The sequence below is a fragment of the Vibrio sp. 1069 genome, from assembly GCF_033340555.1.
Window position 1 is genome coordinate 1 of record NZ_JAWOWP010000075.1, and the last position, 1,231, is coordinate 1,231.

Here is a 1,231-nt window from a genome sequence, read left to right on the forward strand (position 1 = left end):
AACCACAGGTTGGTTAGGTGGCCTTATTAACTACATCTATGATGATATGGTGAAGTTGTGCACGACAACTGAGCACGCAGCTTTGTATAAAGAAGAGTTTCAAAAAGTTCAAAAAATCCAATTCGTAGGTCAAGATTCAGTGAATGCGAAAAAAGCAGGTTTCGCGTTAGATGAAGGTGGTAGCGTACTCAAAGTTGCTCTGAATCCAAATGCGGCTTACGACTCTTCAACGTTGAAGTACCTTAAGCAGGCATGGAACTAACACGATGAAGAAAACGTTATTGTCGTTATTCATGGTGTCCGTCAGCTTTGCCGTGGTCGGTGAAGAAGCTCGTTACACCATGGACGACTTAAAGGCAGTGAACGGCTCTAAAAATTGGAATGAGCTATTAGCGCATGCGGAAGATATTCGTCCATCTCAACGTAATAGCGAGTGGGAAAGCCTAGTTCAAAATGCGGCGTTGGGAGCGTTTGAACACTATGTCGCATCTGGAGCAAAAGATGATGCGATTGGTCTGGGTCAGCAGTTAATCCTATCTTACCCATTTCTCTCTCAATCTAAGAGTTTTACTCAGCAGTTCTCGAAAGAGCTGGTGCCTGCAGCACAACCATGTATTCAATATGCGATAGAGGGATGCGTGGAAAATTATGGTCAGCTTCTTAATACCTTGGCACCAAGCGCTGAGGTGAGTTACGAAGAAGGAACCAAAGTTTTCCAGAATGTCTCGAAGTCACTGTCGGTTCCTTTTTTTGCAGCAGCAGTGCAGCAAGCTGAGAACTACTGTGCGGATGAAAACGTCGCAAATGCGTTGCTCTACACCTTGGACAGACCAAATAATACCAACTTCGCTTTGGCGAAAGAGGTTGCTACACAAAGGTGTGCTAACACCGCACTAACAAACTTTGAGAATTACATTATTGAGTCGCAAACCGTAAGAGAAGCACTTTGCCCGACATATTTGTCTAAAGGACATGTAAAAGGGTTAATGAAAAAAGTTTGCCAGTCATAACTGCTCGTTCTTAAAGCCACCGCAAGGTGGCTTTTTAATTTATTGAAATTTAGGCAAAAAAAACCCTCCGAGAGGGAGGGGGTAAGTAAGATGTCGTTATGAGATGCTGAGTACCGAGTACTCAGTTTATAATTGTAGTTTTCGCTAGCGAACAAATTTTTAACACTGATGCGGATTGTGTGCAAATTAAGCATTGATTTAAAAGTTAATAACTTGATCCA

Annotated in this window: 1 protein-coding gene and 1 pseudogene; both read left to right on the forward strand. The window is 42.6% G+C overall.

All coding sequences use genetic code 11. From position 1 onward, the window contains the following. A pseudogene (locus R7040_RS24510) lies at nucleotides 1-262 on the forward strand (hypothetical protein); the annotation flags it as partial. Between the two features lie 4 nt (nucleotides 263-266). Further along, complete coding sequence (locus R7040_RS24515) at nucleotides 267-1,010, forward strand: hypothetical protein (RefSeq protein WP_318097277.1); 744 nt, start codon at nucleotides 267-269, stop codon at nucleotides 1,008-1,010. Nucleotides 1,011-1,231: the final 221 nt, after the last annotated feature.

What these genes read in the sequence shown, in the direction of transcription:
- R7040_RS24515 (WP_318097277.1), top strand. Translation starts at nt 267, where the DNA reads ATGAAGAAAACGTTATTGTCGTTATTCATGGTGTCCGTCAGCTTTGCC.